Origin of the sequence: Deinococcus sp. (assembly GCF_018260555.1) — a bacterium.
Taxonomy (GTDB): domain Bacteria; phylum Deinococcota; class Deinococci; order Deinococcales; family Deinococcaceae; genus Deinococcus.
Genome location: NZ_JAGLBB010000108.1, coordinates 5,446 through 5,725 on the forward strand (window position 1 = coordinate 5,446; position 280 = coordinate 5,725).

Consider the following 280-nt stretch of genomic DNA (forward strand, 5'->3'; position numbering starts at 1 on the left):
AGCCGCAGGCGGCGCTTTTCCAAGTGTGGTGGAATAGAGCGGAATCCGTCTGAGGCGTTCACCCTCCGCGTTCGATGAGGGTACCGGCCGCGTCGATAGGGAAGTCCAGCACGCGGCCCTGGAGGCCGTTGCGGGTCATCACGCCGTGCAGGTAGGCGTGCAGGGGGGTTGTGCGAACCCGGGTGTCGTGGAAGCACAGCACCGTGGGTCCGGCGCCGCTGAGGGCCGCTCCGAGCGCGCCGTGCTTCCAGGCGTCTTCCAGGATGTCGCTCAGGCCCGG

The 280-nt window shown here is 68.6% G+C and carries 1 pseudogene; it reads right to left on the bottom strand.

The annotated features are described in order from the left end of the window. Nucleotides 1-58 precede the first annotated feature (58 nt). Nucleotides 59-280: pseudogene (locus QZ271_RS13740) on the bottom strand (homoserine kinase); the annotation flags it as partial.